Genomic DNA, 837 nt, shown 5'->3' with positions numbered 1-837 from the left:
TTCAACTTCCTTTTTATAGCCGGTTGAAGTCGTTTGGTATAGTAACATGCTTGGGCAATAAAAACGCCCGGCAATCCTCTTGATTGCCGAACTTATTTCTGCCTATCACGCTATTATTGACGAGCCATGCGATGATTATGAGCTGGCTTATCTTGTTCTGTCGAACGGTAAGGGTTGATATCCAAGCCGCCACGACGAGTGTAACGCGCAAACACCGTCAATTTGTTTGGTTGGCAGTATTTCATCAGGTCAGTGAAAATACGTTCTACACATTGCTCATGGAACTCGTTGTGTTCACGGAAAGACACCAAATAGCGCAGCAACTTCTCACGATCGATCTTGGCACCTTGGTAGCGAATTTCAACGCTACCCCAGTCTGGCTGGTTGGTGATCAAACAGTTCGATTTCAATAGGTGGCTATGCAGCACTTCTTCTACTTGCTCTTCGCCAGCAGCACCTGCTAGCAAATCAGCATCAAAATCGTAGCTGTTGATTTCAATGTCTTGGTCGTCAATGCATTCGCCTTCCATTGTCACGATAGGTTGGTTGGTGTAGTGACCTACAGGGTTCACTTCGACCAATACCTTTTCGCCCGCACACGCGGATAGGTCTTGCGTTAAACGCTCTGCTACTTCTTCCCAACTCGCGAAACGGGTTTGGTTGTAGCTATTTAGGTAGAGCTTAAATGACTTCGACTCAATTAAGTTTGCACTGGTTGCGGGAATGTACACTTCGCCAACGGCCACTTGAGGCAAGCCTCTGCTGTTTAGCCAAGACAGTTCGTACAGAGTCCAAATGTCATGTCCCAAGAAAGGTAAGGTGTCGCCTAGTTCAAGG

At 46.8% G+C, this 837-nt stretch carries 1 protein-coding gene; it reads right to left on the bottom strand.

Features of this window, described 5'->3' with window-relative positions:
• Positions 1-113 precede the first annotated feature (113 nt).
• A partial coding sequence (queF, locus tag R7093_RS24715; RefSeq protein ID WP_318146953.1) for an NADPH-dependent 7-cyano-7-deazaguanine reductase QueF occupies positions 114-837 on the bottom strand: 724 nt, incomplete at its 5' end.

The organism is Vibrio sp. 1580, from assembly GCF_033340055.1.
This window is presented reverse-complemented; position numbering and strand designations above follow the sequence as displayed.